The following is a 25,932-nucleotide window of genomic DNA, read 5'->3' as shown; positions in this document are numbered from 1 at the left end:
CCCAGCTAGCTGCGCCAGCTCTCACTGTCATTCCGAGCACTCACCCACCAACAAGCTGCGGTGAACCGAACGAGCGCGCCGTCTACGAACGGGCTAAACGCCGGCCGGATGGCATCGATGATCTGCTCGCGGCGCGCAGTACCGACGGTTTGCAGTGCGCGGCCCACCGGTCCCATGCGGGCCAAATAATGGGTTAACTCGGTTTCGGGGAACACACAAGACGCGTCGTCGGCTTGAACCGAAATGTCGGACCAGCCGCTCGCGCCAAGAATGGCGCGAATTCGTTCCGGTTGGGACAGGCCGAACTGGCCAGGCATGGTCGGATCGCGTGGCGGCAGTTCCGGCAGCCAGGACACCGCCGCGCGCTCGGCAGCCGTCATGAAGGGATTGTCTTCGGGCCGTCTCCAGCAGACGAAATGCAGACGGCCGCCGATCTTCACGCCGTGCCGCAAATTCGAGAACGCCGTGACAGGGTCGGCAAAGAACATCACGCCGAAGCGCGAGAAAATCACGTCACGCAGCCCATCTTCGAAGGGATGAGTCTGGGCGTCCGCATGGATGAACTCGACGTTCATACCCGATTGCGCCGCCCTGGCCTGGGCGGCCTGCACCATAGGCCCGGACACATCCACCCCCACGCACCGGGCCGGCTCGCCCAGGCGTTCGGCCACAGCCAGCGTGGTCGCCCCGGTACCGCAGCCCACATCCAGCACCTCTCGAGCCGGCTCCGCCAGTACATGCTCGGTCAGCCGCTGCTCAATGGGCCGGAACATCTGATCGAGCAATGCCTGCGATTGCACCCAGGCCTCACCACCCACACCGTTCCAGAGTTGCTGCTGTTGCTGCCGCGATGTCGCAGTCATGACGCCCTCTTGTTGCTCAATCCGAAACCGATGGGCAGTCTGCAACTTCAAGTCAACTTGAAGTCAAGTCATGCGTGATCTGGACATCTCGGAGGTCGCCCGGCAGGCCGGCATCCCGCCGTCAACGCTGCGCTACTACGAAGACAAGGGGCTTATCCGATCCGTCGGACGTCGGGGATTGCGGCGCCAATTCGACCCGGCCGTTCTGGAACAGCTCGCGCTGATTGGTCTAGGCCGCATAGCCGGCTTTTCACTGAACGAGATTGCTCAGATGTTCGGGGCTGACGGCCAACCTGCGATCAACCGCGATCAACTCGCAGCCAAGGCGGAGGAGCTCGACACGACGATTCGCCGCCTGACGACCATGCGCGACGGCCTGCGTCACGCCGCCGCCTGCCCCGCCCCCAGCCACATGGAATGCCCAAAGTTCAGGAGAATCCTGCGGAGCGCCGGGCGACGAAAGCAGTGACCCACCCAGACCACCCCCCAACAACGCCTCGAAGTACCGGCGCCAAAGCCGAATGTGGGACCATCTCACGATCCCCCTGCTCCTAAATCACCCGCACATGCTCAGAGTCGCCATCACCCTGGAAGGCCGGACCATCGAAGACATCGACAAGGCACTGGACGAGGCTCGCCGCCAGGTCCTCAACGGTGACCGCTCCGGCTCGGATGCCAGCGAAAGCGGCGCCTTCAAGTTTCAAGTCACCGGTCAGGAAGAAACCTAATGCCCGCCATTCAGTGCAGCCCGCAAGTGGAGGCGCTGCGCAGCGCCGTCACCACACGTCGCTCGATCCGCCAGTTCACCGAAGAACCCATTCCCGAAGATGTCCTGCAAGACTGTCTCGACATGGCCTTGCTCGCGCCGAACAGTTCCAACCTGCAGATGTGGAATTTTTATCGGGTCACCACACCCGACAAGCGAGCACAGCTCGTCAAAGCCTGCATGAGCCAAAAGGCCGCAAAAACCGCGGCAGAGCTGATCGTCTGCACCGGGCACACACGTAACTGGCGGCGACACGCCAAGGAGATTCTCGTGCAGTGGCCGGGAGGCAACCCGCCCAAGGTCGTGCAGCAGTATTACGGAGGACTGGCGCAGTTCATGTACGGCACGGTCCCGCTGGACATGCTGGGACTCGGCGCCCGCGCAAAGAAGACCGTGCGCGACGCCATAGGCCTGGTCCGGCCGATGATGCGCACCCCCAACACCGGTACCGACATGCAGCTCTGGGCGGCCAAGTCAGTCGCCCTGGCCTGCGAAAACCTGATGCTGGCGCTGCGCGCCTATGACTTCGACAGCTGCCCGATGGAAGGCTTCGACGAAGACCGGGTCCGGCGAATCTGCGGCTACGGCCGGCATGAATTCACCGTCATGGTCATCGCTGCCGGCCGCCGGCACGAAAAAGGGATATATCACGAACAGATACGCTTCGACCGCACCCGGTTCGTGCATGAAATCTGATGGAATGGATCACATGATCGAGATTTCGACTCGATATTCGCCGCTGCGCAAGATTGATACACTTTCCCGATGCGGGTGCCTGTGGGCATGCGCGTGAGTATGACCCTTCATTCACCCAAAGCAGTTCGGTATTTGCCCAAGCGTTGCGGCGACAACGGTGATCAACCGGACAGGATTCTATTGTGCTGACAATCAAGACATCTCGCTGGGCGCTGTTCGCGTCTTGCCTCGCGCTGCTTTCAACCGGCTGCTCCTTGCACAGACCTGTTCTGCAACCCGATACCAGGGCGTCCATCGACAGCACGGACGTAACGCTGATTATCGAACAGGAAGAGATCATCGCCACATTCCGGAGTGCAAACAGTTCAGCCGCGATGATGCAGTTCGGCCTCATCGGCGCGGTGATCGGCGCATCGCTTGACGCGGCCGGGGACAAGAAATCTGCGGCTCGCGCCGAGAGCCGGGTTACCCAAGTGCGCAACGCCCTGTTGGGCTTCGAGTTCGACGCAATGATGGAGGCGGCCCTCGACAGATCGCTGGCAGGCAGCGGCTGGATCAATGCCACTCGCCCGGCGCTCGTGACGACGACTCAAGCCTCGGATGATCTCGACGCTCGGCTCAAGGCCGGGACGTCGGATACGCACCTGTTCACTAACGTGCGCTACCTCATCAACGATCAGTTGAGTTCGGTGACTGTCGAGCTGCAAGCGATGCTGCTGCCGCAGTCGCCTGCGTTTCAGACGGTTTCGGGAAAGCAGTTGGCAGGCCCACCCTACGCCCAGCAAAGCAATGCGCTTTACGGCAATACAATCCGGCACTCGGCGTATTTTGATGACATTGGCTTCGAGGCTCGGAAGGCCGCCTGGGTGGCCGACGATGGAGCGTTGCTGAAAACGGCGCTGATCGCCGGTATCGAAGAAGTCACAACCGTATTGCTGGCCGACCTGCAAAACCCCAAAAAAGACATCAATCGAAAAGCAAAGCTGCAATTCTCGGATCCGACGCGCGAGATACCGCCCACGGTCATCGCACGTGAACTGAGGGAGATCGGCGATGCCACACGCGTCCGTTGGTCAAATGGTCACCTTTCGACCTTCATCCCCGCACACGCGCTGGCGCAACAGGCGGCCGCACAAACCGATTAAGTCGCCGTGCCTATTTTCAGAATTCGCCCAGGCCGCGGCCTGCTCGGCGCTGCTGTTGTGTTCGGCCTCGCAGCTTGTGCCTCGCCGAAAACGCTCACCGACGTGCAAGTGACCCCCACCCAGAATCACGCGATATTTTCCGAGAATTGGAGCGATAGCGCCCCCGCCGAGCTGGCGGCGTGCAAGTTTCAGCTAGTTGCGCTCACTGATGCGCGGCGCAATCGGAGCGACATTGGCGTGCATGGCAGTAGGCGCTACGTGCTGGACAGTCCGCTGGGCTGGGTACGCGAAACCTTGCTGGCTATACCGACCGTCTCTGACGAGACCGGACGTCCGACGCAGGGGGAGTTACTCCGGCTTGGCGTGCAGGGACATTCGAAAACCACCAGTCGCACAATCACGATCGCCATCCGGCTTCGGATCGAATCCTCAGAAAGGGACACCGTGCTGGTTGCCCGCGGCTCGGATACGTCGGTGAACTGGGCTGGCGAGGCAGAGGAGATCAACGAGTCTCTTGATCGCGCTGCCAGCGACCTTCAGCAGCAGGTGCTGCGCGAGATCCGCCAGTTGCCGGACTGCATGGGCCAAAGCCCAACCGCCAAGCTCTATGATGCTCCCGATCACGCCACGCGATAGACATACGCCGCAAGATGGCAGTGAGTTGATCGCTTTTAGCTATCATCAATGGGCGCAGATTCAATTTCACTAATGGATCAAGGGCGCGTAACGTTGGATCACATCTAGCCTGTCGGGTGACACGATGCCTTTGATCCAGAAATTCCTGCGCGCGCTGCTCGGACACCCGGAACCGGAACTGGTCCCGATTCCGGTACGTTGCAACTTTAATGACAACTACTACGGTGATCGTGTCTGCCGCACCGAACACCGCGTGCAGGCGGCAAAGTTACCGCGCTGATTTCGCCAGCCGGGGCTCGTCCGTGATTCCCAGCAAGCAGAGCAGAGCAGAGCAGAGCAGAGCAGAGCAGAGCAGAGCAGAGCAGAGCAGAGCAGAGCAGAGCAGACACGATGACCGCATCGCCCGACCAAGACGACATCCGGGCCTCATTTCCGCCATACACCCCCGTGCCGCTGGGCCAGGGCGTGCGGCGGATCACCGCGCCGAATCCCGGCCCGCTCACCGGCACCGGCACCAATACCTATCTGCTTGGTGACGGCCGGGTTGCTGTGGTCGACCCCGGCGTGCGCGATGCCCGCCATCTGGATGCCATTCTGGCGGCCTGCGATGGTCGTCTCGGCTGGATTCTGCTAACCCACACCCACCCCGACCATTCCCCCGGTGCCCGGGAGCTGGCCGCCGCCACTGGCGCCCATATCTACTCGCACCACGAGGTTCTACAGGGTCCGCGCGATGCGGATTTCGAGATCGATCAGTTGCTGGATGAAGGGGATCAGCTGGACTGCGGCGACTTCCAACTGCGCGTGCTCTACACGCCAGGCCATGCAAAAAACCATCTCTGCTATCTCAATGAAGCCAGCGGTGACCTGATTGCCGGTGACCAGTTCATGGACGGAGGCACGGTCGTCATCGCGCCGCCCGACGGCAACATGAAGGACTACGTCGGCTCGCTGGAGCGGCTCAAGTTGGAGCCGATAAGGCGCATCCTCCCGGCCCACGGCAACCCGCTGACACCGCCCGGCACCGTGATCGACGCGGTGATTGCACACCGTATGAAGCGCGAGGCGCTAGTCGTCGATGGCCTGATCCGCTTTAACGCCCCGGTGACGCTGGAAGCATTGCTCCCGGTGGTATACGCCGACGTCCCCAAGGCCATCCACCCGCTGGCTGCACGCAGCCTGATCGCGCATCTGGACAAGCTGGTCGAAGATGGCCGGGTCAGCGCGGACGATGGAACCTGGCGCCTGCTGCACTGAGGCAGCCGTTCACGAACGCCCAGGGCTAGGGAAACACTGATCTATTCACACCGCCAAGACGGAGCCGGTTTTCCCTAGATCGAACGCTGGTTCACCCGCTGCATCAGCGCCTCGGCGCTCTCGACCCGCTCGGAGTAGCGGTCGGTCAGGTAGTCGCTGTTGTCGCGTGTCAGCAGCGTGAACTTCACCAGCTCTTCCAGCACGTCGACAATGCGGTTGTAGTAGCCCGAGGGCTTCATGCGGCCGGCCTCGTCGAATTCCAGGAAGGCCTTGGGTACGGAGGACTGGTTGGGGATGGTGATCATGCGCATCCATCGCCCGAGCACGCGGAGTTGGTTGACGGCGTTGAAGGACTGCGAGCCGCCGCAGACCTGCATTACGGCCAGGGTCTTGCCCTGGGTGGGGCGCACGGCGCCCAGTGACAACGGCACCCAGTCGATCTGAGCTTTCATGATTCCGGTCATCGATCCATGGCGCTCCGGCGAGCACCAAACCTGCCCCTCGGACCAGGTCACCAGGTCACGCAGTTCCTTCACCTTGGGGTGGTCGGCCTCGCAGCTGTCCGGCAGCGGCAGCCCCGTGGGGTCGAAGATCCTCACCTCGCCGCCCATTCGCTCCAGCAGGCGGCTGCATTCCTCAATAACTAACCGACTGTAGGAGCGCTGGCGCAGCGAGCCATAGAGCAGCAGGAACCGCGGCTTGTGCTGAGCATGCATCCGGCTGAAGGCATCCGCCGCGGGGACCGAAAACTGCTCTTCATCCAGCGCTGGGAGCTTGTCGTCCAGAGTGCTCATGCGGCGGTCAGCTCCTTGAGGCGAGCCGGCCAGCTGTCACGCGGCGAGGTGGCGAGCTCGGCCAGCGCGTCCACCCGTGCCTCGATCTGCACAATCGTGGCTCGAAACGCCTGTGCCACGACGGTCTCCGGGCCACCCAGCTTGGACGGGTCCTCCAGCCCCCAATGCAGCTTGATCGCCTGGCCGAACCAGACCGGGCAGGCTTCCCCCGCTGCCGAGTCACAAAGGGTGATCACCACGTCCGGCTGAAAGTCCTCGAAATCGTCCCAGGACTGGCTGCGCAAGCCCTCGGTGGGATAACCCGCCTCTGCCAGGTAGGTCAGCGACAGCGGATGCACCTCGCCGGCCGGCTGGCTGCCGGCGCTGCGCGCCTCAATGGCGCCGCCCGCCCGCCGATTCGTCACGGCCTCGGAAAGAATGCTGCGGCAGCGGTTGTGCGTGCAGATGTAGAGAATCTTCATGACTTGGCGAGACCTCGCTCGTACCAGGGTTTGGTGGCGTTGACGATGCGAACGACAGAGAGCATGACTGGCACCTCAATCAGTACCCCGACCACGGTGGCCAGTGCCGCACCAGACTCGAACCCGAACAGGGCAATGGCCGCGGCCACCGCCAGCTCGAAAAAGTTGCTGGCACCAATCAGCGCCGAGGGGGCCGCCACGCAATGAGCCTCACCGCTCCAGCGGTTCAGCAGATAGGCCAGGCCGGAGTTGAAGTACACCTGAATCAGGATGGGTACGGCCAGCAACAGAATGATCAGCGGCTGACGCACGATTTGCTCGCCCTGGAACGCGAACAGCAACACCAGCGTGGCCAGCAACGCGACGATGGACACCGGCTGCAGCACACCCAGCACCGACTCCAGCCGTGCCTCGCCGCCTGACGCCAGCAGTCGCCGCCGCAGCAATTGGGCGAGGATCACCGGCACGACGATGTAGAGGCCCACGGACAGCATTAGCGTGTCCCAGGGCACGGTGATCGAGGCCAGCCCCAACAACAGGCCGACCAGGGGCGCGAAGGCAAAGACCATGATCACGTCGTTCAGCGCAACCTGGCTCAAGGTGAAATGTGGCTCGCCGTCCGAGAGGTTGCTCCACACGAAGACCATCGCCGTGCAGGGCGCGGCCGCCAGCAGGATCAGCCCGGCCAGATAGGCGTCGATCTGATCGGCGGGCAGCCAGTCACGGAACAGCGTGGCGATGAACAGCCAGCCCAGAAACGCCATCGAAAACGGCTTGACCGCCCAGTTCACAAACAGCGTGACGCCGATGCCCCGCCAATGGCGCCGCACCTGGTGCAGCGCGGCGAAATCGATCTTGATGAGCATGGGAATGATCATCAGCCAGATCAGCGCCGCCACCGGCAGATTCACCCGCGCGACTTCCATGCTGCCCAGGGCCTGGAACAGCCCCGGTACGAAATGGCCCAGGCCGATGCCCACGACGATGCAGGCCCCCACCCAAACAGTCAGATAACGCTCAAAGATCGACATGGCCGGGCTGTCCTCGCCCGCCACCTCGGCTGGCGTGAGGTTGTCTGTGCTCATGCGTCCTCCTGTTCGCAGTGCAGGTCCGGCGTGCAACCGGCACCGCTCTCGCTGCAGCAGTTTTCGGTCAGAAACCCCAGCAAGGCATTCATCGCACTGAAATTGGCCGAGTAGAAAATGAAGCGCCCTTCCTGCCGGGACTGGATCATCTCGGCGTGACGCAGCTCCTTGAGATGAAAGGACAAGGTTGCCTGGGCGATGTCCAGCCGCTCGGCCAGGACACCCGGGTTCAGGCCATCCGGCCCGGCCTGGACCAGCTCGCGAAAGATGGCAAGGCGGGTTTCCTGGGCTAGCGAGGCGAGCTTGAGGGTGGCCGTTGAGTTATCCATATTTCCATTATCTTGGAATCGTCGATCTATAGCAATGGATCGACCTGACACCCGCAAGGCTGACCGGAAACGTCATCAGCCAGCAACAGGCAAGGGATAGGATTCCCTCATCCTGGCCTCAGACCCACTGCATCCTCATGAGCGACTTCCATCGCCGCCGCTTTCGCGGCATCCCGCGCCTGCCCATCAACCGAAGAACCTTTCTCAAGCGCTTCGGCGGCGCGTCCCTCGGAGCGGTCGCGATAGGCGCCACGAGTGGCTGCGGACAAAGCCGCGCCCCCGGCCGCGATCGGGGCGCCGACCATCCAGTACTGCCGGGTAGCATTCAGTTCAACCACGGCGTTGCCAGCGGCGACCCCCGGACCGACCGCGTCATCCTGTGGACACGAGCCACACCCGGCGACGAATCCATCGGCGATATTGCAGTGGACTGGGTACTGAGCACCTCGCCTGAGATGACAGACACCATTCGATCAGGGCGCTTCATCACCGGCGCCGATCGTGATTTCACCGTCAAGGTAGACCCGACTGGGCTGACCAGCTTCACGACCTACTACTACCGTTTTTCAGTGACCCAGCAGGACGGCACTGTGATCACCTCACGCATCGGGCGGACCAAGACCGCCCCGTCACGCACCGACGATGTCAGCCAGCTCCGCATTGCCTCGGCGGCTTGCAACAGCTACACGTTTGGTTACTTCAACGCCTTTGGCCGGATTGCCGAGCGTGCAGATCTGGATCTGTTCATTCACCTCGGCGATTACATCTACGAGGGCGGCGGCTCGCAGGTGCGTGCTCACGAACCCAACGCCGAAATCACCAGCCTGGACGATTACCGCCAGCGCCATGCCCAATACAAGACTGACCTGGACCTACAGGAAGCCCATCGCCAGCATCCCTGGATTACGACCTGGGACGACCACGAGACTACGAACAACAGCTACGCAACCGGGGCAGCCAACCACACGGAGGGCGACCCTGCCGAGGGTGGTGAAGGCTTCTGGGCCGAGCGTATGGGTTGGGCAATTCGCGCCTACTTTGAGTGGATGCCCATCCGCGAGAATGGCACCGGCTTCGATGCGCCTGCTGAAAGCGAACCGAGCTTGCAGCCAGGGCAAACCGGCTACGACCCCAACGGGCTGGGCCAGATTTACCGCAGGATTCCTTACGGCGAGCTAATCGATATTTTCATGCTGGATACACGGCTGTCGGGACGCGTAGCAGAGAACGCCGACTTTGTGCTCAGCGAGGAGCAAACCATTCTTGGCGCCGAGCAGCGCGCATGGTTCCTGCAAGAGCTGGCGAACAGCACGGCGCAGTGGAAATTGATCGGCAATGGCACAACCTTCGCCCCGCTCAACGCCGGCCCCGTAAACCCGCTGACGACCTGCACTACCGCCACACCGACCACGGACCCCTGCTACGTGAATTCGGATGCTTGGGACGGCTACCGATTCGATCGCGAAGCGGTCTACGACCTCATCGAAGCCAACAACATCGAAAACTGCGTATTCGTGTTCGGGGATATCCATGCGGTGATCGCCTGCGATCTACCCCGTGATCCGAATGACCTTGCCAGCTACAACCCAGCGACAGGCGACGGCAGTTTGGGGGTCGAGCTTTGCTGCGGTGGGGTCGCTCAAGTGCCCGTGCCGGTGTGGACTGCGCTGATGGCATCCGGATTCAATCCACATATGAAGCATGCCAACGAAACCAACCTCGGCTACATGCTGATGGACTTTACCGCCGAGCGCGTTCAGGGCGAGTGGTATTACTCCGTCGCACAAGTGCCGACCGTTGTCGAAACGATGGACCCAGTGATGCTGCAGTCTGTGAGCGGCAGCCAGCGACTGACTACATCCCTGACGCCCTCCGCCGCAGCTGACCAACCACCCGCCCTGGCTCCCTAGCACACAAGAACGCCGGTGGAATTCGGCGTTCGCGCGGTCATCCGCCATAATCGTCGCGTTGCTTCCGGGGATAATTTAGATGCGAACAACGTCGTTTTGGCGCCGTGGATGGGTGGGGGTCGCGGCACTCGCCGCATTGGGTTCGGCCGGCTGCGTCTACGGGCCGGAGTCCGTGGATGCCGGTCACGAGGGCGTACAGGTCGACCAGCCGTGGTTTTTCGGCACACCTGGCGTGGAAGCGCAGCCACGCAACACCGGCACGCACTGGCTCTGGTGGACCTCGCATCTCGTCGAATACGACGTGCGCCCGCAGCAGTTCAACGAGAAATTCAACGACCTCGTGACCGCCGACAACGTCCCGGTGGACTTCCGCGCCTATCTGCTGGTGCAGCTGGAACAGGGCAAGACGCCAATTGTCCACGAGAAGTTCGGCCCGAAGTGGTACCAGACCAAGGTGCAGGAGGTGTTTCGCACCGCCCTGCGCGACTTCGCGCGCGGCCAGCGCGTGTTCGATCTCACGACCGATGCCACGGTGACTACGCAGGGTGAATTCGCCATCCTGGAAACGATTCGTGAGTACGTGCAGGCCGAGTCGCTGCCGGTGCAGGTCAACCGGGTGGTCATCGGTGGCGTGACCCCGCCCGCCGTCGTGCTGGAGGAGACTGCCCGCACGGCCGCCCAGGAGCAACGCACCAAGACGGAGGTCGCCCGCGCACGTGCCGAACTCAGCCGGGCCGATGCGGAGCGGAACAAGGCACTGGCCGACAAGGCCTACGCCTCGGCGTTCGGCTTGAACCCCGACCAGTTCCTGACCTACCGCAGCCTGGAGATCCAGAAGGAGATGGTCGAAGTGGTCAAGACCAAGGACAAGGTCTCGGTGATCATTGGCGCGGGTGGTGCATCGGCAATGCCCGTGGTTCCCACTCGCTGAGAGCGCCTTGAACACCCAACGCAAAGTTCGCCTGAGCCTTGGCGACTCGCTGAAGATACTCGGCCCCTACGTCTACGAGAACTTCTTCGAGCAGCTGAAGACGATCTGGTTCATCGTCGCCTATCTGCTGCTGTTCCAGATTCTGGTGCTGGGCCTGCCCATCGTCCACGCGATCATGATCGGCGTCGGCATCGGCATCGTCGCCTTCGGCCTGATGTTCTTCATGGAGGGGCTGCGGCTGGGATTGATGCCACTGGGCGAGACCATCGGCGCCGTGCTACCGCGCAACTCCACGTTGCCGATCATCCTGGGCTTCGCGTTTCTGCTCGGCATCGGCGCCACGTTCGCCGAACCGGCCATCGCCGTGCTGCGCAGCGCCGGCGCCGGGGTGCAGCCGGACCAAGCCCCCCTGCTCTACAGCCTGCTCAACGACTTCGCCAACCAGCTCGTCAGCGTCGTCGGCATCGGCGTGGGCGTCGCCGTGATGCTGGGCATCCTGCGGTTCTTCCTCGGCTGGTCACTGAAGCTGTTCATCATCCCGCTGATCTCCCTGCTCTGCGGGCTGACGCTCTACGCGCATTTCCATGAAATGCTGCAACCGGTGCTTGGCCTGGCCTGGGACTGTGGCGCGGTGACAACCGGCCCGGTGACGGTGCCGCTGGTGCTGGCGCTGGGCATTGGCGTCTGCCGCATCGTCGGCGACGGTGATGCCGGCAATGCCGGGTTCGGCATCGTCACGCTGGCCTCACTGGTCCCGGTTCTGGCCGTGCTGATGCTGGCGATGTGGCATGTGCAGCAGGACGACTACTACGGCCAGCCCAACTACACGGGCGCGCCGGTGATCGAACAGGCCGACAGCGCACCGGAGCCACCGAGATCCAGTGCTTCGCGCCGCGAAGGGTTCACCAAGGATGAGTTCGACCGCTTCCTGCGCAACGGCACACCGGCCAGCGATTACGAACTGAAGTTCGCTGGCGGCAGCCCGCAGCTCATCGAAGGCCGCATCGTGCTGGACGACTCGACGCTGATTCTCGAAAAGCGCCAAGCCTTGCAGGCCAAGGTCGTGTCGAAGTCGGTCTGGGACCCGTCCGTTCAATTCCTGCAGGAGCTCAAGGCCGGCGGGTCTGCTGCATTGCGCGCCATCGTGCCGCTGTGCCTGTTCCTGCTGCTCACGCTGCGCCTGGTCCTGCCGGAGCGGTTGCGCAACCGCGATGAAATTTTCATCGGCATCGCCTTCGCGGTGATCGGCATGAGCCTGTTCATCCTCGGTATCACCCTGGGCCTGACTCCGCTGGGCGCGCAGCTGGGCAGCAATGTCCCGCTCAGTTTCGCCACGCTCACGCCCTGGGGCGCCGAAGGCCTGCGCGAGCCGCTGTTCGCATCGGCAACCACCGGCAAGATCATCGCCGCGATCTTCGGCTTTTTCCTCGGCTACGGCGCCACGCTGGCCGAACCGGCGCTGAACGCGCTGGGCGAGACCGTGGAGAAGATCACCATCGGTGCCTTCAAGAAATCGCTGCTGATGCAGTCCGTGGCCTTGGGCGTCGGCCTGGGTATCGGCGTGGGCGTGATCAAGATCGCGTTCAACATTCCGCTGGAATACCTGCTGATCCCGCCCTACCTGCTGCTACTCGGCCTGACGCTGATCTCCTCCGAAGAGTTCGTGAACTTCGGCTGGGACAGCGCCGGCGGGACCACCGGCCCGATCACCGTGCCGCGGGTACTGGCCATGGGCCTAGGCATCGGCGGCAACGTGCCGGGCGTGATCGACGGTTTTGGCGTGTTGGCGCTGGCCTCGGTGGGGCCGATCATCACCGTGCTGGCCGTGGGCCTCATTGTCTCGCGCGCTCGTAGCGGCCAGCCGGCGGACGTCGCATGAGCCATTTCGAGGTGTTGCACAAAGTCTCGCTGGTCGCGGCCATCCTGCCGCCGGCGACGGTCAAGCCGGTAATCGAACGGCTGTTCGCCTCCGGTGAACGCAATGCCTTTGTCACCAATGCCCGCGGCACACTGATTCGCACGGAGTGGATTCAGCGCTTCCTGCCGGTGATCAGCCCGGAAAAGGAATTGCTGCGATTCCTCGTACCCGACGCGCAGGTCGACAGCGTGATCCGCGAAATCTCGGACGCCGGTGGCCTGCGTTATCCGGGCTCCGGCGCGGTGTACTCGGTGCCCTGCGACGATCTCTACCACACGCCGGATTTTCCAATCTGGGAAGGCCTGGGCGCGGAGGAACCGGGCACCGATGCCTCGATCGGCCTGCGCGAGAATCTGGCCGCGATCTCCTGCATCCTGCAGCCGGAGCAAACCGAAGCGGTATCCCGCGCGGCCATGCAGGCCGGCGCGCATGGCCCGGTCGTCTACTACTGCGAGGGCCGCGGGCTACGCGACCGGCTGGGCTGGCTGCGCATTACCAAGAAACGCACCAAGGAAGTGATGACCGTCATCGTCGACAATGCCGACGCCGACGCCGTGGTCGAGACCATGACGGTGGCCGGTCGGCTCACCATGCCGGGCCGCGGCTTTCTCTACCGCATGCCGGTGCAAAAGGGCATCGTCAACCTCCCAAGCACCGTGGGCAGCCGGCACTACGCCGCCGACATGCAACAGGTGATCGCCGCTCTGGATGGTCTTGTCGGGCATACGGACTGGCGGCGCCAGCAAGTGGTTCGCCTCGGCAGTGGTGCCCACGCCGCCGGGCTAGGGCTGGAGGGCGAGGACACCACCCTGGGCCAGCGCGAACCGCAGACGCGCCTGACCATCATCTCCAGCGGCACCCACATGCCAACGTTGCTGGAAGCCGCGACGGCCGCCGGGGCCACCGGCGCCAACACCCTGTCGGCTCGTTTTGTCGAAGCCGAGTCCAAGGTCGCCATGGGCCGCCGACTGAACCGCGAGCGTGCGTGGATTCAATCGGTGGTGCCGACCGAGCAAGCCGAATCCGTGATGCAGGCCGTGATGGCCGTGGCGGAGGAACAGGAGATCACGGAAGTCTGCCTGTTCGGTCAGCCGGTTACGCGCGTGGTGACGTATCACGCGCAGACGGTGGACAGCGCTGCGCCCACCGCACGCAGCTATCGTGGCGTGAGCGGTTAGGGAAACACTGATCTAGTCACACCGCCAAGACGGCGCCGGCTTTCCCTAGAACGACGACCAGCCGCTGGCCTCCATCACGCGGTACGCCCAGCGCAGCGAGGCGCGCTCATCCGCGAACTGCTGGTAGGCCACCGAAACGTGGCGGCCATCGGCATTGGTCCACAGGTCGTCAAACCACTGGTTCATCTCCGCCGCGAGCGGATGGCGCTGCGGGGTCGAGATCACCACGTCGGTCTCCAGATTGAAATTGTCCAGGTTACGCCGGGTGAAGTTCGCCGAGCCCAGCACCGCGGTGAACCGGCGCTCGGCGGCGCGCTGTGACAACAAGGCCTTGAAGTGACATTGCTCGCCGTGGGTGTCACACCAGCGTACTTCGATGCCAGCCTCGACGAGTTCAGCCGCCACCGGCCGGGCCGGCACGCCATTCTTTTCGCGGCCGAAGGCGTCGCGATTCGGATCCAGCAACACCTGCAGCATGGCGCCGCGTGCCTGGGCATCGATTAGCGCGGCAATCACGTCGCGGTCCGCCAGGTAGAACATCGCCAGCCGGATGCGATCCCCCGGGCCTGCCGCGTGCAGCGCCTGCAGTATCGCCGCCTCAATCGCCTGTTCGGTGACCACACGAATCTGCGCTGCGCCCCGCGCGGGCTTGGCGACAGCCGGCGGCCGCAACCAGCGCTCCGGAATGCGAACACCGTCGCTGGAGAACCGCAGAACGGCCTGTTCCGTGCGCAGCAAATCACCCACTGCCGGCCCCGCAAACTGCAGCGCAATGTTGCTGTGCGCACTGCTGTCGCTGTGCGGATTGGCCGACGTGACCATGGCCTGCAGCCGGCCCCGGCCATCATCCGCCACCACGGTCTTGCGGTGATTGGCCTTGAAGTTCAGCAGCGCCAGATAGCTGCGCAGTGTCACCTGCCCGTCGCCCAGAGCATTGGGCAGCCAGCCGCCATCGGCATCGTTGCCCAGCGGTTTCACCAGCCAGCGCCACAGCCCGCTGTAGCTCGGGTTGCTGTCACGCAAGGCGGGTAGCCGGGTCAGCACCACATTGACCCCAGCATCCCGCAGCCGCCGCAAATGCTCAGCCTCAAGGCCGCCATAAACCGTGTTGATCGGGTCGGTGATCAGGATGACGTTCAGCCCGTCATGCGCGCGGCGGGCGTCGATTAGCGATTGGGTCAGCTCGGCCGTCAGGTCGCGCTGGCGCTCTGGTTCCGGCCCGTGAAACGGGTTGAACAGAAACATGTCGATGACGATCAGCTCACGGGCCGAACGGATCATCGCGAACATCGCATCGAAGATCGCCTGCTCGCTCCGGCGTTCGCCCTGGGCATCAATGTAGGTCGTGTCGACCAGCAGCCGCGCGTCTTGCAAGGGCCGCGGCGGGCCGTCGAAGGCCAGGCCATCGGGCAGCTCCACCCTGGACGACAGCGTGACGCCCAGCCACGCCAGCAAGCCCAGGCTGACGACGGCGTAAACAACACCGCGCAGCCCCCGCGACAACCCATGGCCGAGCGCGCTCATTGTGTTCGGCATCGCTGATTCACGGCGCGCAGCTTGGGGGCGATATAGCGCTGGCAAAACGGCGCCTGCGGCCGACTGGCGTAGTAATTCCGATAACGTTCCGGCGAAGGCCGGAACCGGCCAAGGTGCAGCACCTGCGTAATCACCGGCTGGTCGAACAAGCCCTGTGCATCGCGCAGGCCTTGCGCCGCGGCCTGCGCCTGCGCATCCGACACCACGTAGATGGCCGATCGGTATTTATTGCGCAGCCTGTGCTGCGAGGTGCTGGCATGGGTGTGCAGGTGAACGTCGATCAACCGGGCCAGCGACACCCGCGCGGGATCAAAGTGGGCGATCACGGCTTCGGATTCGCGCCCGGAATCGCCTGCCGGCGCGATCCAGCCCTGCTCTACCCGCAGCACGCCGCCGACTGCCTGAAACACGGCTTCGGTGCACCAGTGGCAGCCGCCGCCAAGACCGACGCGGTCACTCAACGGCGGTATCGATCTCGGGCTCCGGTGCGGACTCGGCCGCTGCTTCAGGCGCCGCCATCGGTTCCGGCGCCGGTTCAGGCTCCGGCGCCGCAGCCAGCAGATCCAGCGCGGCGGCGGTCATCGCCTGCACACCGGTCTCGATCGCCAGCGGGGCATCCGGCGCGAAGAACGGCGAATGCAGGGAAGGCAGCGATTCGCCGCTGCTCTGTGCGGCCTGCCAGGTTCTCGGTTCCACGCCGCCCAGCCAGTAGATGAAGCTAGGAATCTTCGGGTCAGTGAGCCCGTATTCGGAGAAATCCTCGCCGCCCATCACCGCGGGAACGGACTGCACCTGCTCGGTGCCCAACGCGGTTTCCAACACCGCGACAACGCGCTGGACCAGCGCCGGATCGTTGTAGGTCGACCGGGTGTGCTCGTCTTGCACCGTCACCTCGGGCAGCTTGTCTTCCGGCAGGCCGGCGGCCACCGCCTGACCGCGGGCGACCTGACGTATGCCCTCGATGAGCGTGTTGCGGGTTTTCTCGCTGTACGCCCGCACGGTGAGCTGCAACTGCACCTCGTCGGGGATGATGTTGTGCTTGGTGCCGCCGTGGATGGACCCCACCGTCACCACGCCGGGCTCGACTGGCGGAATCACACGCGCCACCAGCGTCTGCAGCGCATTGATGATCTGCGCGGACAGCACGACCGGGTCCTTGGTCGTATGCGGATAGGCGCCATGCCCACCCACACCGAACACCTTGATGTCCACCGAGTCGACGCTGGCCAGGGCATAACCTTCGGTGTAGCCGATACTGCCGGCGGGCAGCGCGGCGCTGACATGCAGCGCCAGGTTGTAATCGGGCCGGGGGAATCGTTCGAACAATCCGTCGGCCAGCATGGCCCGCGCGCCGGCGCCGCGTTCCTCGGCGGGCTGGCCGATCATCACCAGCGTGCCGGCCCAGCGGTCACGCTGCTCCACGAGCTGGCGTGCGGTGCCGACGAACACGGTCATGTGCACGTCATGCCCGCAGGCATGCATCACCGGCACGGTGTTACCGGCGTCGTCCGTCGCCGTGACCGTACTGGCGTAGGCCTTTCCGGTCTGCTCCTTGACCGGAAGCGCGTCCAGGTCCGTGCGCAGCAGAACGGTGGGGCCCTCACCGTTCTCAAGCACGCCGACCAGACCATGTCCGCCGACCTGGGTGGTGACGGCAAAGCCCAGCGCTTCCAGCTCCGACGCCAGGGTTGCCGCGGTATCCGCTTCGTGGAACGACAGTTCAGGGTGCGTATGCAGATGGGTGTACAAATCCATCAGCTCGCGTGGCTGTGCCTGCGCAGCAGCGGGCAGGAGCAGCAGGCAGGCCATGGTGGCGGCGAGGTGACGCATGGTGATCATCCTTGGCGATCGGTCAGATGCGCTAACGATACCGCGTCCGCCCGACTAGATTCCCGATCAGTCCGACACCGCGACCTGCACAGACGACTCGACACCCCCCGCGAGCGCCATATACACCCGGACCAACGCGCTCAGCGTCTGCGTGCGTGCGGCGGCGAGGTTGGTCCGGATCTCGATCTCACGCCGCTCGGCGTCGAGCACTTCCAGAAAGCTCGCGATACCACCTTCGTACCGCTCTCGCGCCAGATCCGAGGCTTCGACCGCAGAGGTCACCGCCTCATCCAGCGCGGCTGTCCGTGCCCGTGCCTGGCCGTAGTCAGCCAAGGCATTCTGTGTGTCCTCCAGCGCCAGCAACACGGTTTGTTCGTAAACCGCCAACGCGACATCCGAACCGGCTTGCGCCTGACGCAGACGAGCACGCACCCGACCGAAGTCGAAGGCGCTCCAGGTCAGTCTCGGCCCCACGCTGTAGTACTCCGCGTCGCTATGCCCGAACCCGCTCACGCTGGTCGCCGCCCACCCCAGGCTGCCCAGTAGATTCACCCGCGGAAACAGGTCGGCGGTCGCCACGCCGACCTGAGCCGTCGATGCAGCCAGTCGCCGTTCGGCGGCGCGAACATCCGGCCGCCTTCGGAGCAGCGCCCGTGGCGCACCCACCGCAATCGTGTCCGGTACGGCCGGCAACGAAACCGTCGACACAAGTGCGTCGCTCAAGGTGTCGCTGCTCTGGACAGTCAACACGCCCAGGCGGTGGATGGCCCGTTGCTTGGCAGCCTCCAGCGCGGGGATCAGCGCGCGCGTCGCCGCCAGTTGGGCGCGTGCATTGGAGACATCCCCGCGCGTACCTCGTCCGGCCTGCAAGACCGACTCCGTCAGTTCGAGCGTCTGGGCCAGGTTGTCTGTGTTCCGCCAAGCAACATCAAGCTGGGCCTGCGTGCCGGTGAGTGCCAGATAAGCGCGTGTGGTTTCAGCCGCCACCAGTAATGCGGTGCTGTCACGATCCGCCCCGGCGGCTTCGGCAAGCGCCTGCGATGCCTGGTGCTGGCGTCGCACGCGACCGAAGAAGTCCAGCTCCCACAACGCATTCAACGAGGCATCGTGGTAATCCGCCGATTGCGGTGATCCGCCGGACAGCACGGCCGCCTGTTTCGCTTCGGTGTGGCCGGCTTCGACCGTCGCCGCCGGAAAGCGATCAAGCCCGGATTCACCAGCGGCAGCGCGCGCCATGCGCACACGTGCTTCTGCCTGCACCAGATCTCGGTTCTCAGCCAGCGCACGGGTGACCAGCGCATTGAGCTGTGGATCGTCAAAGCTCGTCCAGAAATGCGGCACCACAGGCTGGTCTACCGCCCTGTCGCCGGTCATGCGCGTAGCGTCGGCAATGGCGTCGGTGATGGCGCCGCGATCAGCAGGCCCGTTGTAGTCAGGTCCCACGACGCAGGCCGTCGTTATCAGCGTGGTCAGTAGCAACGCGCTTGGCGCGGATTTATGCAGGATCATGATGCAACTCCTGTTTGTCGTCTGCGGAGCCCGGCGGCACACGGACCAACTTGCGCGCGGCCACGTAGAACAAGGGCGTGAAGATCAGACCGAAGAACGTGACACCCAACATCCCTGCGAAAACGGCGATGCCCAGAGCGCGCTGCATCTCCGCCCCCGCGCCCAAGGCGAATGCCAGTGGCGTGACGCCCATGATGAACGCGAAGCTGGTCATCAGAATCGGTCGCAAGCGCAGGCGGGCAGCTTCGATGGCCGCCTCTACGGGCGTACGTCCCTCGTCTTCCAATTGCTTGGCGAACTCCACGATCAGGATCGCGTTCTTAGCGGCGAGCCCGACGAGTACGAACAACGCCACCTGCGTGAACACATTCATGTCGCCGCCGGTGATCCACACACCGGCCAGCGCGGACAGCAGCGTCATCGGCACGATCAGCACCACAGCCAATGGCAGGGTCAGGCTTTCGTACTGCGCTGCTAGCACCAGGAAGACCAGCAGAACGACCAGCGGGAAGATCAGCGCAGCCGTGTTACCTGCAGCCTCCTGGTGATAAGTCAGATCCGTCCACTCGATGGAGAAACCGGGTGGCAATACGCTGTCCGCCAGCTGCTCCATGCGCGCAATCGCCTCACCGGACGACACCCCCGGCGCCGGCCCACCATTGATGTCGGCTGACAACGCTCCGTTGTAGTGCAGCACGCGGTCCGGACCGTTGGCGTAGGCCACGTCGAGCACACTGCCCAGCGGGACGACCTCACCGCGATCGTTCCGGGTTTTCAACCGCAGGATGTCGGACACCTCAGCTCGGTCCTGCGCCTCAGCCTGAAGAATCACCTGGTAGGTCCGGCCGAAGCGGTTGAAGTCGTTGACATAAACCGACCCAAGGTAGGCCTGCAGCGTCTGGAAGACACTTGAGACCGGCACCCCCTGCTGCTTGGCCTTCTCGCGGTCGACGTGGGCATCAAGCTGCGGCACGTTCACCTGAAAGCTGGAGAACACCCCCACGATCTCGCCGCTCTCTCTAGCCGCGGCCATCAGCGTCTGCGTGGCTTCGAACAGGGCTTCCGGCCCCTGTGCGGTGTTGTCCTGCACCTGCAACTTGAATCCACCGATGTTGCCCAGCCCGCGGACCGGCGGCGGCGGAAATACGCCGATAAACGCCTCCTGAACGCGGCCGAACTCCTGCTGCAGGGCGGTCGCGATGGCAAATCCGCTGAGCTGCGAATCCTTGCGTTCATCAAACGGCTTGAGGGGGAAGAACACGATTCCTGCGTTCGGCGCATTGGTGAAACCGTTGATCGAAAGCCCTGGAAAGGCCACGGCGTTCTCCACGCCCGGTTGATTGAGTCCGATCTCCCCCATCCGCCGGATGACATCTTCGGTGCGTTCGATACTGGCGGCGTCGGGTAGCTGTGCGAACGCGACCAGGTATTGCTTGTCCTGGCCAGGCACAAAACCTTCAGGCACCTGCTTGAACTCCACTACAGCGAACCCGACCAGCGCGGCGTAGACCACCCCGGCAACCAGACCCTTGCGGATTACGCCACGCACACCGCCGCCATAAACTCGATTGGTTCTGTCGAACGCGCGATTAAACGGGCGGAACAACCAACGACCAAACAGCCAGTTCAGCCCGCGTTGCAAGGCATCCGGTTTGGCGTCGCGCCGTCGCAATAGAGTCCGCGCAAGCGCCGGGGATAGCGTCAGTGAGTTAAAGGTGGAGATGATTGTTGCGACCGCGATGGACATCGCGAATTGCCGGTAGAACTGACCGGTGAGCCCATCGATGAACGAAATCGGGGCAAATACGGCCACCAACACCAGTGATGTCGCGATGATCGGTCCGGTGACCTCGCCCATCGCCTGGATGGTCGCTTCGCGCGGACTCATCCCGTTTTCGATGCTGCGCTCGACGTTCTCCACCACCACAATCGCATCGTCCACGACGATGCCGATCGCAAGAACCAACCCGAATAGCGTGAGCACGTTGATCGAAAAACCGAAGATCTGCAGCACGGCAAAGGTGCCGACGATCGAGACCGGAACAGCCGCCAACGGAATCAACGCAGCACGCCAGTTCTGAAGAAATACGATAACGACCAGGACCACCAGCAACACGGCTTCCAGAAGCGTATGCACGACTGCTTCGATGGAACCGCGCACGAACACCGTGGGGTCGTAGACGATTTCGTAGTCCACACCGTCCGGGAACGCCTCGGACAATTCAGCCATGCTACGGCGCACCCCATCGGATACCGCCAGCGCATTGGAACCGGGCGCCTGAAAGATGGGGATGGCGACCGCCGGTTGATTGTCCAGTAGCGAACGCAGGCCGTAGTCCTGCGAACCAAGCTCCAGCCTCGCGACATCTCGCAAATGCACCAGTTCGCCGAAACGACCGGTGGCGACGACGATATTGCCGAACTCTTCCTCGCTCTCCAGCCGACCTCTCGCATTGATCGCGATCTGGAAATCCGCCCCGGTTGGCGCCGGCGCTTGACCCAGCGCACCGGCGGCCACTTCGACGTTCTGTTCCCTGATGGCCGCCAGCACGTCTTGGACGGTCAGATTCCGGCTGGCCATCTGGGCCGGGTCCAGCCATACACGCATGGCGTAGTCGCCCGCGCCAAACAGACGCACCTGCCCCACGCCTTCCAGACGTTGGAGCACGTCCCGAATCCGGAGGACGGCAAAGTTGCGGAGATAGATGGTGTCGTAGCGGGCATCCGGTGACGTCAGATGAACAACCATGGTCAGATCGGCACTTGCCTTGATCGTCGACACGCCGAGATCTCGAACGGTCTGAGGCAACCGCGGTAACGCCTGCGCGACACGGTTCTGCACCTGCACCTGAGCGGTGTCCGGATCGGTGCCGATCTCGAATGTCACCGTCAGCGACATGCCGCCGTCCGATGTCGCCTGGCTGGACATGTACAACATGTTGTCGACACCGTTGATCGCCTCTTCCAACGGCGTGGCGACGGTCTGTCCGATCACCTCGGGATTCGCGCCCGGATAGCGCGCATTGACGACAACCGTCGGCGGCACGACCTCTGGATACTCGCTGATCGGCAGCTGCGTAATCGCCAGTGCGCCAACGATGGTGATGATCACCGATAGGACCGATGCGAAGATCGGTCTATCGATGAAAAAGCGATTGAACCCCAGGCCCGAATCGGGCCGACTCTTTGCAGTCACGGCTTTGCTCCTTGTGCGGGGACGCTATTGCGCCGCCACAACCTGTGAGGACAACAGCGGGGGCTCACGACGCGCGAGTGAGCCCATGTCGACCGGTTCCGGAGTCACCGTCGCACCTGGTTGAACCCGGAGAAGACCCGCGACAACAACGCGTTCCCCCGGCTCCAACCCACGGCGTACAACGCGCAAAAGATGACCGTCGACCGGAACCTTTGGGCCGAGTTCGACCCGGCGATATCGCGTCGTGCCCGCTTGGTCCACTACATAAACGTAGCGATTGCCCTGGTCGGTGCCGATGGCACGGTCGTTGACCAGAACCGCTGGCTCGGGGAGCCCATCCGGCAAGCGCACCTTTGCGAACAGACCGGGACGAAGCAAACCATCCTCATTGCGCACGACCGCACGCAGGCGCAGCGTCCCGGTGCCCGGATCAACCACGTTGTCGAGGAAGCTCAGCCGACCCTTCCGGTCGAATTGCTCCTCGCCGCTCAACGCGTAACGGACCCGGACACCGTCATCACCGAGATTTCGCGCGAGCCTCAGATACGCCCGTTCGTCCACGGCGAAGTCCAGATAGAACGCCTCGGTGGATACGATGGTCGTCAGCGGCTGACCGTCTGGCGTGACCCAGTTCCCCTGGGTGATCTCGACCCGACCCACCTGCCCGCTCACCGGCGCACGAACTTGGGTGAACTCCACATCCAGACGCGCCGATTGCAATCGGGCCTGGGCGGTGGCCATCGCGGCCTCCGCCACAGCCAGACGCGACCGGCGTAGCTCGGCCTCCTCATCAGAAATCACCTGACGCGCGTGCAGGGCTTCGGCCCGCGATGCCTCACGCAGAGCCTGCGCGTGTTCTGCCTGCGCTTGCACCAGTGCGCCGTTGGCCTGAGCCAATGCCGCGTCATACGGACGCGAGTCCAGCTCGAACAGCACATCGCCCTGTTGGACTCGATCACCTTCAGTGAAGTCAACGCGAGCGATCTGCCCGCGAACACGCGGACGCAGGGCCACATGGTTCACGGCTGCCAGCCGGCCGGTGTAGTCCAACCATTCGGTCACGACGTCCACATGGACGTTGGCAACGCTGACGCGGGGCGGCGGCACCGGCGTGCTCGCTTGCGCGTCGTCCTGACGAAGCATCAGCCCTGCGAGTACGGCGAGAACGGAAAGCAATCCCGTGGAAACAGCCGTGGTCGCGATGTATTTCTGTTTCATGATGTCTATCCTTGAATGGGGTTGCAGCGATTCAGACTTGGCCGAGGCCGCCATCGAGCACGATTTCGGAGCCGGTCATCAGGCTGGAACCCGGCCCGGCGAGAAACTCCACTGCGGCGGCGATTTCCTTGGGTTGACCAAAGCGCCCCAGGGGAATCGAACCCGTCATCGCCTCGCTCATGGCCTCAATCTCCTCGGGGTTCATGCCCATCCGGGAAAAAATCGGCGTTTCGATCGGGCCTGGCGAGATTGCGTTGACACGGATGCCTCGCTCGGCGAGTTCGCCGGCCCAAACCCGAACCAGCACCCGGAGCCCGGCCTTGCTCGCGGCGTAAACGCCGGTACCGGCCATGCCTTTGTTGTTGACAACGGATGTAGTGACGATCACGGACGCCGGGTTGTTCAGATGCGGCAGCGCCGCTTGAACCGTGAGAATCGTGCCGCGAAGGTTCGTGTCCAGAACACGACTGACATGCTCCGGGTCCACCTCGTCCAGTGACCGGAATTCGGCGATACCAGCATTGGCGAACACGGAGTCGACCCGGCCGAACGTGTCGTGGGTTTGCCCGAACAATCGATCCAGGTCATCGCGGACCGTGACATCGCCCTGGATGCCGATCGCGCGGTCGCCCAGGCATTCGGCCGCGCGGGCAACGGTGTCTTCCGACCGACCGAAAATTGCGACGCGGGCTCCGGCGTCGATCAACCGCTTGGCGCTCGCCAAGCCGATCCCGCTGTTGCCGCCGGTGATGACGGCGACATGCTGTTTGAAGCTGCTCATCGGATACTCCTGAGTGCGTGATGCAGCGCAACATAGGAGCGGTTCCGTTAGAAGAAAAATAGATAGTCTAGATATTTGTTATTCGGATAACGGATAATCGAACTGCGGGGATCACCGGGTATTCGGAGATACGCCACGTCACCTGCCTTTTCGCGCCGAGCGGGCACTTCTCCCGCTGCAAGCTCATCCGTTCCCTGAATGAGGGTTATACGAAACATGAATCTGACCCGGCTGGACCTGAACACGCTGTTGGTCTTCGATGCGGTGTTACGCGAGCGCAGCGCCACTCGTGCGGCCCGCCGGCTACACATGTCCCAGCCCGCCGTATCCAACGCGCTGAGCAAATTGCGACATGCGTTTGATGACGATCTGTTTGTGCGCAGCGCAGATGGGTTGAGGCCAACGCCGCGTGCGCTAGAACTGGAAGCCCCGGTTGGCCGCGCCCTGTTGGAGCTGGAGCAGGCACTAGACCCGGTGAAGTTCGATCCGAAGTCCGCGAAGTGGAATTTTCGCATCGTCGCCAACGATTATTTCGTCTCGGTGTTCCTGCCACGCGTCGCTGAGCGGCTGTGCGCCGAGGCTCCGCTGGTCAATGTCCAGATGCTGCCGGACATCGGCACCGGCCTGGAGATGCTGGACAACCAGCGCGCCGACTTTTCGTTTGGTGTGTACCACTCGCTGCCCGAACGGTTCTCGGGGCTGCCGCTGGTGAGCGAGACGAAAGTGGTGGTCATGTCTTCAGATCATGCGCTCGCCGGACAGGCCATGAGCCTGGAGGACTACGCCAACGCCCGCCATCTCCAGGTTGCGCCAACGGGCGATACCTACTCGCCACTGGACGATATCCTGCTGGAGCGAGGATTCACCCGACGCATTGTCATGACCGTCAACCAGCATGCTGCTGTGCCGGCGATCCTTCGGCGCACCGATCTGGTCGCCACCCTGGCGACCCGAGTGGCCACATACCGCTGCTCGGACATCCAACTGGTGCAAAAACCGTTGCCGCTCGATCTGCCATCCAAGATGGGCACGCTGATCTGGCATGGCCGGCTGGCCACACATCCGGCTCACGAATGGTTCAGGAACCTGGTGCGGGAAGTCGCAGAAGAAATGTAGCGGTGGACCCTGCGAGCGTAACTGCCCGAACGTGCCCGTCAGTTCAATGGCCACGTGCTCACTGAATCAGGCGGCGCGATCCACCACTGGAGCTGGAGGCCGCTCCGCAAGCTGGCGTATGGGCTTGGACAACCGGCGCGGGTTGCGGGGCTGCACACCGTGGTAGTTGGACATGATGCGGTCGAGATCGGCCTCGACATCGTCGCTGGGCTGGAACCAGTCGGCCACGTCGATGCGGCCTCGGCCCCAGTCAAATACCAGCACCAGCACGGGGATCTCGGCGGCGCAGGCAATGCGGTGGAAACCGGTCTTCCAGGTTTCGGCGCCTGCGCGCGTGCCTTCTGGCGACATGCACAGATAGAGCTGATCCGACTGCTGATAAAGCTGGGTCAGTTCGCCGACAACGCCGCCGGCCGCATTGCGATCAATGCCGATCACGCCCATCCAGCGCAGCAGCCGGGCGAAGGGCCAGCGGAACACCGCCTGCTTGGCGACAACGCGCACGTCGATGGAGAGCGCCAGCGCCATCCCGATCGCCATCACGCCATCCCAGTTCGAGGTATGCGGCGCGCCAATGACCATCATCTTGGGAAAGTTGGGCATCTGACCGGTGATGCGCAGCCCCAGCGCGGCCAGTAAACGGCGACCCAGCCAGCGGGAGAAGCGCGTGCCGCGGCGCGGCACGGACGACCCGAGGTCGCCGGCGGTGAGTTCGGTCATTTGCGTCTCCGGGAGGTGAGCGGCGCGACGCGCCACGCTTGTTTTGCCGCCCCTAGG

At 63.5% G+C, this 25,932-nt stretch carries 25 protein-coding genes; 12 read left to right on the top strand and 13 right to left on the bottom strand.

All coding sequences use genetic code 11. The annotated features are described in order from the left end of the window. Positions 1 to 5: 5 nt before the first annotated feature. Complete coding sequence (locus tag ACE1EY_RS14510) at positions 6 to 863, bottom strand: class I SAM-dependent methyltransferase (protein WP_370300495.1); 858 nt, start codon at positions 861 to 863, stop codon at positions 6 to 8. Positions 864 to 933: 70 nt separating this feature from the next. Here ACE1EY_RS14510 and ACE1EY_RS14505 point away from each other — a divergent pair, with 70 nt between their 5' ends. The 7 genes from ACE1EY_RS14505 to ACE1EY_RS14475 all read left to right on the top strand — a co-directional run bounded on the left by ACE1EY_RS14505 (position 934) and on the right by ACE1EY_RS14475 (position 5,363). Further along, positions 934 to 1,332, top strand: a complete 399-nt coding sequence (locus ACE1EY_RS14505) for a helix-turn-helix domain-containing protein (protein WP_370300494.1) — start codon at positions 934 to 936, stop codon at positions 1,330 to 1,332. Between the two features lie 97 nt (positions 1,333 to 1,429). Further along, positions 1,430 to 1,591, top strand: coding sequence for a hypothetical protein (locus ACE1EY_RS14500; RefSeq protein ID WP_291515267.1), 162 nt, complete (start codon positions 1,430 to 1,432; stop codon positions 1,589 to 1,591). Continuing rightward, positions 1,591 to 2,325: a nitroreductase family protein gene (locus tag ACE1EY_RS14495; RefSeq protein WP_291515266.1), complete on the top strand. Its 735-nt coding sequence runs from the start codon at positions 1,591 to 1,593 to the stop codon at positions 2,323 to 2,325. Before ACE1EY_RS14500 ends, ACE1EY_RS14495 begins: the two co-directional genes overlap by 1 nt. Before the next feature lie 182 nt (positions 2,326 to 2,507). Further along, positions 2,508 to 3,470 carry a hypothetical protein gene (locus tag ACE1EY_RS14490; RefSeq protein ID WP_291515265.1) on the top strand — a complete coding sequence of 321 codons (963 nt, stop codon included), beginning with the start codon at positions 2,508 to 2,510 and terminating at the stop codon, positions 3,468 to 3,470. A 6-nt stretch (positions 3,471 to 3,476) separates the two neighbouring features. Next, positions 3,477 to 4,106, top strand: a complete 630-nt coding sequence (locus ACE1EY_RS14485) for a hypothetical protein (RefSeq protein WP_370300493.1) — start codon at positions 3,477 to 3,479, stop codon at positions 4,104 to 4,106. 124 nt (positions 4,107 to 4,230) lie between these two features. Continuing rightward, positions 4,231 to 4,386, top strand: a complete 156-nt coding sequence (locus ACE1EY_RS14480; protein WP_370300492.1) for a hypothetical protein — start codon at positions 4,231 to 4,233, stop codon at positions 4,384 to 4,386. 110 nt (positions 4,387 to 4,496) lie between these two features. After that, on the top strand, positions 4,497 to 5,363 hold the full coding sequence (locus ACE1EY_RS14475; protein WP_370300491.1) for an MBL fold metallo-hydrolase: 867 nt from the start codon (positions 4,497 to 4,499) through the stop codon (positions 5,361 to 5,363). Positions 5,364 to 5,437: 74 nt separating this feature from the next. On the opposite strand, the gene arsH is transcribed toward ACE1EY_RS14475, so the two are convergent. From arsH to ACE1EY_RS14455, 4 genes are read right to left on the bottom strand one after another with little or no spacing between them, the layout of a single operon-like run. Next, positions 5,438 to 6,157, bottom strand: a complete 720-nt coding sequence (gene arsH, locus ACE1EY_RS14470; RefSeq protein ID WP_291514642.1) for an arsenical resistance protein ArsH — start codon at positions 6,155 to 6,157, stop codon at positions 5,438 to 5,440. Next, a complete protein-coding gene (locus tag ACE1EY_RS14465) occupies positions 6,154 to 6,618 on the bottom strand; it encodes an arsenate reductase ArsC (protein WP_291514641.1) in 465 nt (154 codons plus the stop codon). The genes arsH and ACE1EY_RS14465 overlap by 4 nt, the downstream gene beginning before the upstream one ends. Beyond that, entirely contained in the window at positions 6,615 to 7,703 is a 1,089-nt protein-coding gene (arsB, locus tag ACE1EY_RS14460; protein ID WP_291514640.1) for an ACR3 family arsenite efflux transporter, read from the bottom strand. Before arsB ends, ACE1EY_RS14465 begins: the two co-directional genes overlap by 4 nt. Beyond that, complete coding sequence (locus ACE1EY_RS14455; RefSeq protein WP_291514639.1) at positions 7,700 to 8,032, bottom strand: metalloregulator ArsR/SmtB family transcription factor; 333 nt, start codon at positions 8,030 to 8,032, stop codon at positions 7,700 to 7,702. Before ACE1EY_RS14455 ends, arsB begins: the two co-directional genes overlap by 4 nt. A 137-nt stretch (positions 8,033 to 8,169) precedes the next feature. On the opposite strand from ACE1EY_RS14455, the gene ACE1EY_RS14450 reads away from it, so the two are divergent. The 4 genes from ACE1EY_RS14450 (at position 8,170) to ACE1EY_RS14435 (ending at position 13,969) form a co-directional block, all read left to right on the top strand. Further along, entirely contained in the window at positions 8,170 to 9,942 is a 1,773-nt protein-coding gene (locus ACE1EY_RS14450; protein WP_291514638.1) for an alkaline phosphatase D family protein, read from the top strand. A 79-nt stretch (positions 9,943 to 10,021) separates the two neighbouring features. Then, on the top strand, positions 10,022 to 10,873 hold the full coding sequence (locus ACE1EY_RS14445) for an SPFH domain-containing protein (protein ID WP_291514637.1): 852 nt from the start codon (positions 10,022 to 10,024) through the stop codon (positions 10,871 to 10,873). 7 nt (positions 10,874 to 10,880) lie between these two features. Beyond that, a complete protein-coding gene (locus ACE1EY_RS14440; protein ID WP_370300490.1) occupies positions 10,881 to 12,752 on the top strand; it encodes a DUF1538 domain-containing protein in 1,872 nt (623 codons plus the stop codon). Further along, positions 12,749 to 13,969: a P-II family nitrogen regulator gene (locus tag ACE1EY_RS14435; RefSeq protein ID WP_291514635.1), complete on the top strand. Its 1,221-nt coding sequence runs from the start codon at positions 12,749 to 12,751 to the stop codon at positions 13,967 to 13,969. The genes ACE1EY_RS14440 and ACE1EY_RS14435 overlap by 4 nt, the downstream gene beginning before the upstream one ends. A 45-nt stretch (positions 13,970 to 14,014) precedes the next feature. On the opposite strand, the gene ACE1EY_RS14430 is transcribed toward ACE1EY_RS14435, so the two are convergent. From ACE1EY_RS14430 to ACE1EY_RS14400, 7 genes are all read right to left on the bottom strand, one after another. After that, complete coding sequence (locus tag ACE1EY_RS14430; RefSeq protein ID WP_370300489.1) at positions 14,015 to 15,493, bottom strand: phospholipase D family protein; 1,479 nt, start codon at positions 15,491 to 15,493, stop codon at positions 14,015 to 14,017. Beyond that, the gene (locus ACE1EY_RS14425) at positions 15,490 to 15,966 is read right to left on the bottom strand and encodes a peptide-methionine (S)-S-oxide reductase (protein WP_370300488.1); all 477 of its coding nucleotides are present in this window, start codon (positions 15,964 to 15,966) and stop codon (positions 15,490 to 15,492) included. The genes ACE1EY_RS14430 and ACE1EY_RS14425 overlap by 4 nt, the downstream gene beginning before the upstream one ends. Further along, entirely contained in the window at positions 15,959 to 17,335 is a 1,377-nt protein-coding gene (locus tag ACE1EY_RS14420) for an amidohydrolase (RefSeq protein WP_291514632.1), read from the bottom strand. The genes ACE1EY_RS14425 and ACE1EY_RS14420 overlap by 8 nt, the downstream gene beginning before the upstream one ends. A 66-nt stretch (positions 17,336 to 17,401) precedes the next feature. Then, positions 17,402 to 18,844: an efflux transporter outer membrane subunit gene (locus tag ACE1EY_RS14415; protein ID WP_291514631.1), complete on the bottom strand. Its 1,443-nt coding sequence runs from the start codon at positions 18,842 to 18,844 to the stop codon at positions 17,402 to 17,404. After that, on the bottom strand, positions 18,831 to 22,010 hold the full coding sequence (locus ACE1EY_RS14410; protein ID WP_370300512.1) for an efflux RND transporter permease subunit: 3,180 nt from the start codon (positions 22,008 to 22,010) through the stop codon (positions 18,831 to 18,833). Before ACE1EY_RS14410 ends, ACE1EY_RS14415 begins: the two co-directional genes overlap by 14 nt. A 54-nt stretch (positions 22,011 to 22,064) precedes the next feature. Beyond that, the gene (locus ACE1EY_RS14405; RefSeq protein WP_291514629.1) at positions 22,065 to 23,258 is read right to left on the bottom strand and encodes an efflux RND transporter periplasmic adaptor subunit; all 1,194 of its coding nucleotides are present in this window, start codon (positions 23,256 to 23,258) and stop codon (positions 22,065 to 22,067) included. A 31-nt stretch (positions 23,259 to 23,289) separates the two neighbouring features. Further along, positions 23,290 to 24,039 (bottom strand): SDR family oxidoreductase, encoded by a 750-nt coding sequence (locus ACE1EY_RS14400; protein WP_291514628.1) that lies wholly within the window; start codon positions 24,037 to 24,039, stop codon positions 23,290 to 23,292. Positions 24,040 to 24,255: 216 nt separating this feature from the next. Here ACE1EY_RS14400 and ACE1EY_RS14395 point away from each other — a divergent pair, with 216 nt between their 5' ends. Continuing rightward, positions 24,256 to 25,155: a LysR family transcriptional regulator gene (locus ACE1EY_RS14395; protein ID WP_291514627.1), complete on the top strand. Its 900-nt coding sequence runs from the start codon at positions 24,256 to 24,258 to the stop codon at positions 25,153 to 25,155. 66 nt (positions 25,156 to 25,221) lie between these two features. Here ACE1EY_RS14395 and ACE1EY_RS14390 read toward each other — a convergent pair whose 3' ends face one another. Next, entirely contained in the window at positions 25,222 to 25,875 is a 654-nt protein-coding gene (locus ACE1EY_RS14390; RefSeq protein ID WP_291514626.1) for a 1-acyl-sn-glycerol-3-phosphate acyltransferase, read from the bottom strand. Positions 25,876 to 25,932: the final 57 nt, after the last annotated feature.

Origin of the sequence: Abyssibacter sp., assembly GCF_964229365.1 — a bacterium.
Classification (GTDB): domain Bacteria; phylum Pseudomonadota; class Gammaproteobacteria; order Nevskiales; family OUC007; genus Abyssibacter.
Note: the sequence above shows the minus strand (reverse complement) of the source record. Positions and strands in the feature narration are given on the sequence as shown.

Coding starts and splice junctions, on each gene's coding strand:
- ACE1EY_RS14510 (WP_370300495.1), bottom strand. CDS start 863: ATGACTGCGACATCGCGGCAGCAACAGCAGCAACTCTGGAACGGTGTG.
- ACE1EY_RS14505 (WP_370300494.1), top strand. CDS start 934: ATGCGTGATCTGGACATCTCGGAGGTCGCCCGGCAGGCCGGCATCCCG.
- ACE1EY_RS14500 (WP_291515267.1), top strand. CDS start 1,430: ATGCTCAGAGTCGCCATCACCCTGGAAGGCCGGACCATCGAAGACATC.
- ACE1EY_RS14495 (WP_291515266.1), top strand. CDS start 1,591: ATGCCCGCCATTCAGTGCAGCCCGCAAGTGGAGGCGCTGCGCAGCGCC.
- ACE1EY_RS14480 (WP_370300492.1), top strand. CDS start 4,231: ATGCCTTTGATCCAGAAATTCCTGCGCGCGCTGCTCGGACACCCGGAA.
- ACE1EY_RS14475 (WP_370300491.1), top strand. CDS start 4,497: ATGACCGCATCGCCCGACCAAGACGACATCCGGGCCTCATTTCCGCCA.
- arsH (WP_291514642.1), bottom strand. CDS start 6,157: ATGAGCACTCTGGACGACAAGCTCCCAGCGCTGGATGAAGAGCAGTTT.
- ACE1EY_RS14465 (WP_291514641.1), bottom strand. CDS start 6,618: ATGAAGATTCTCTACATCTGCACGCACAACCGCTGCCGCAGCATTCTT.
- arsB (WP_291514640.1), bottom strand. CDS start 7,703: ATGAGCACAGACAACCTCACGCCAGCCGAGGTGGCGGGCGAGGACAGC.
- ACE1EY_RS14455 (WP_291514639.1), bottom strand. CDS start 8,032: ATGGATAACTCAACGGCCACCCTCAAGCTCGCCTCGCTAGCCCAGGAA.
- ACE1EY_RS14450 (WP_291514638.1), top strand. CDS start 8,170: ATGAGCGACTTCCATCGCCGCCGCTTTCGCGGCATCCCGCGCCTGCCC.
- ACE1EY_RS14445 (WP_291514637.1), top strand. CDS start 10,022: ATGCGAACAACGTCGTTTTGGCGCCGTGGATGGGTGGGGGTCGCGGCA.
- ACE1EY_RS14435 (WP_291514635.1), top strand. CDS start 12,749: ATGAGCCATTTCGAGGTGTTGCACAAAGTCTCGCTGGTCGCGGCCATC.
- ACE1EY_RS14430 (WP_370300489.1), bottom strand. CDS start 15,493: ATGAGCGCGCTCGGCCATGGGTTGTCGCGGGGGCTGCGCGGTGTTGTT.
- ACE1EY_RS14420 (WP_291514632.1), bottom strand. CDS start 17,335: ATGCGTCACCTCGCCGCCACCATGGCCTGCCTGCTGCTCCTGCCCGCT.
- ACE1EY_RS14415 (WP_291514631.1), bottom strand. CDS start 18,844: ATGATCCTGCATAAATCCGCGCCAAGCGCGTTGCTACTGACCACGCTG.
- ACE1EY_RS14405 (WP_291514629.1), bottom strand. CDS start 23,258: ATGAAACAGAAATACATCGCGACCACGGCTGTTTCCACGGGATTGCTT.
- ACE1EY_RS14400 (WP_291514628.1), bottom strand. CDS start 24,039: ATGAGCAGCTTCAAACAGCATGTCGCCGTCATCACCGGCGGCAACAGC.
- ACE1EY_RS14395 (WP_291514627.1), top strand. CDS start 24,256: ATGAATCTGACCCGGCTGGACCTGAACACGCTGTTGGTCTTCGATGCG.
- ACE1EY_RS14390 (WP_291514626.1), bottom strand. CDS start 25,875: ATGACCGAACTCACCGCCGGCGACCTCGGGTCGTCCGTGCCGCGCCGC.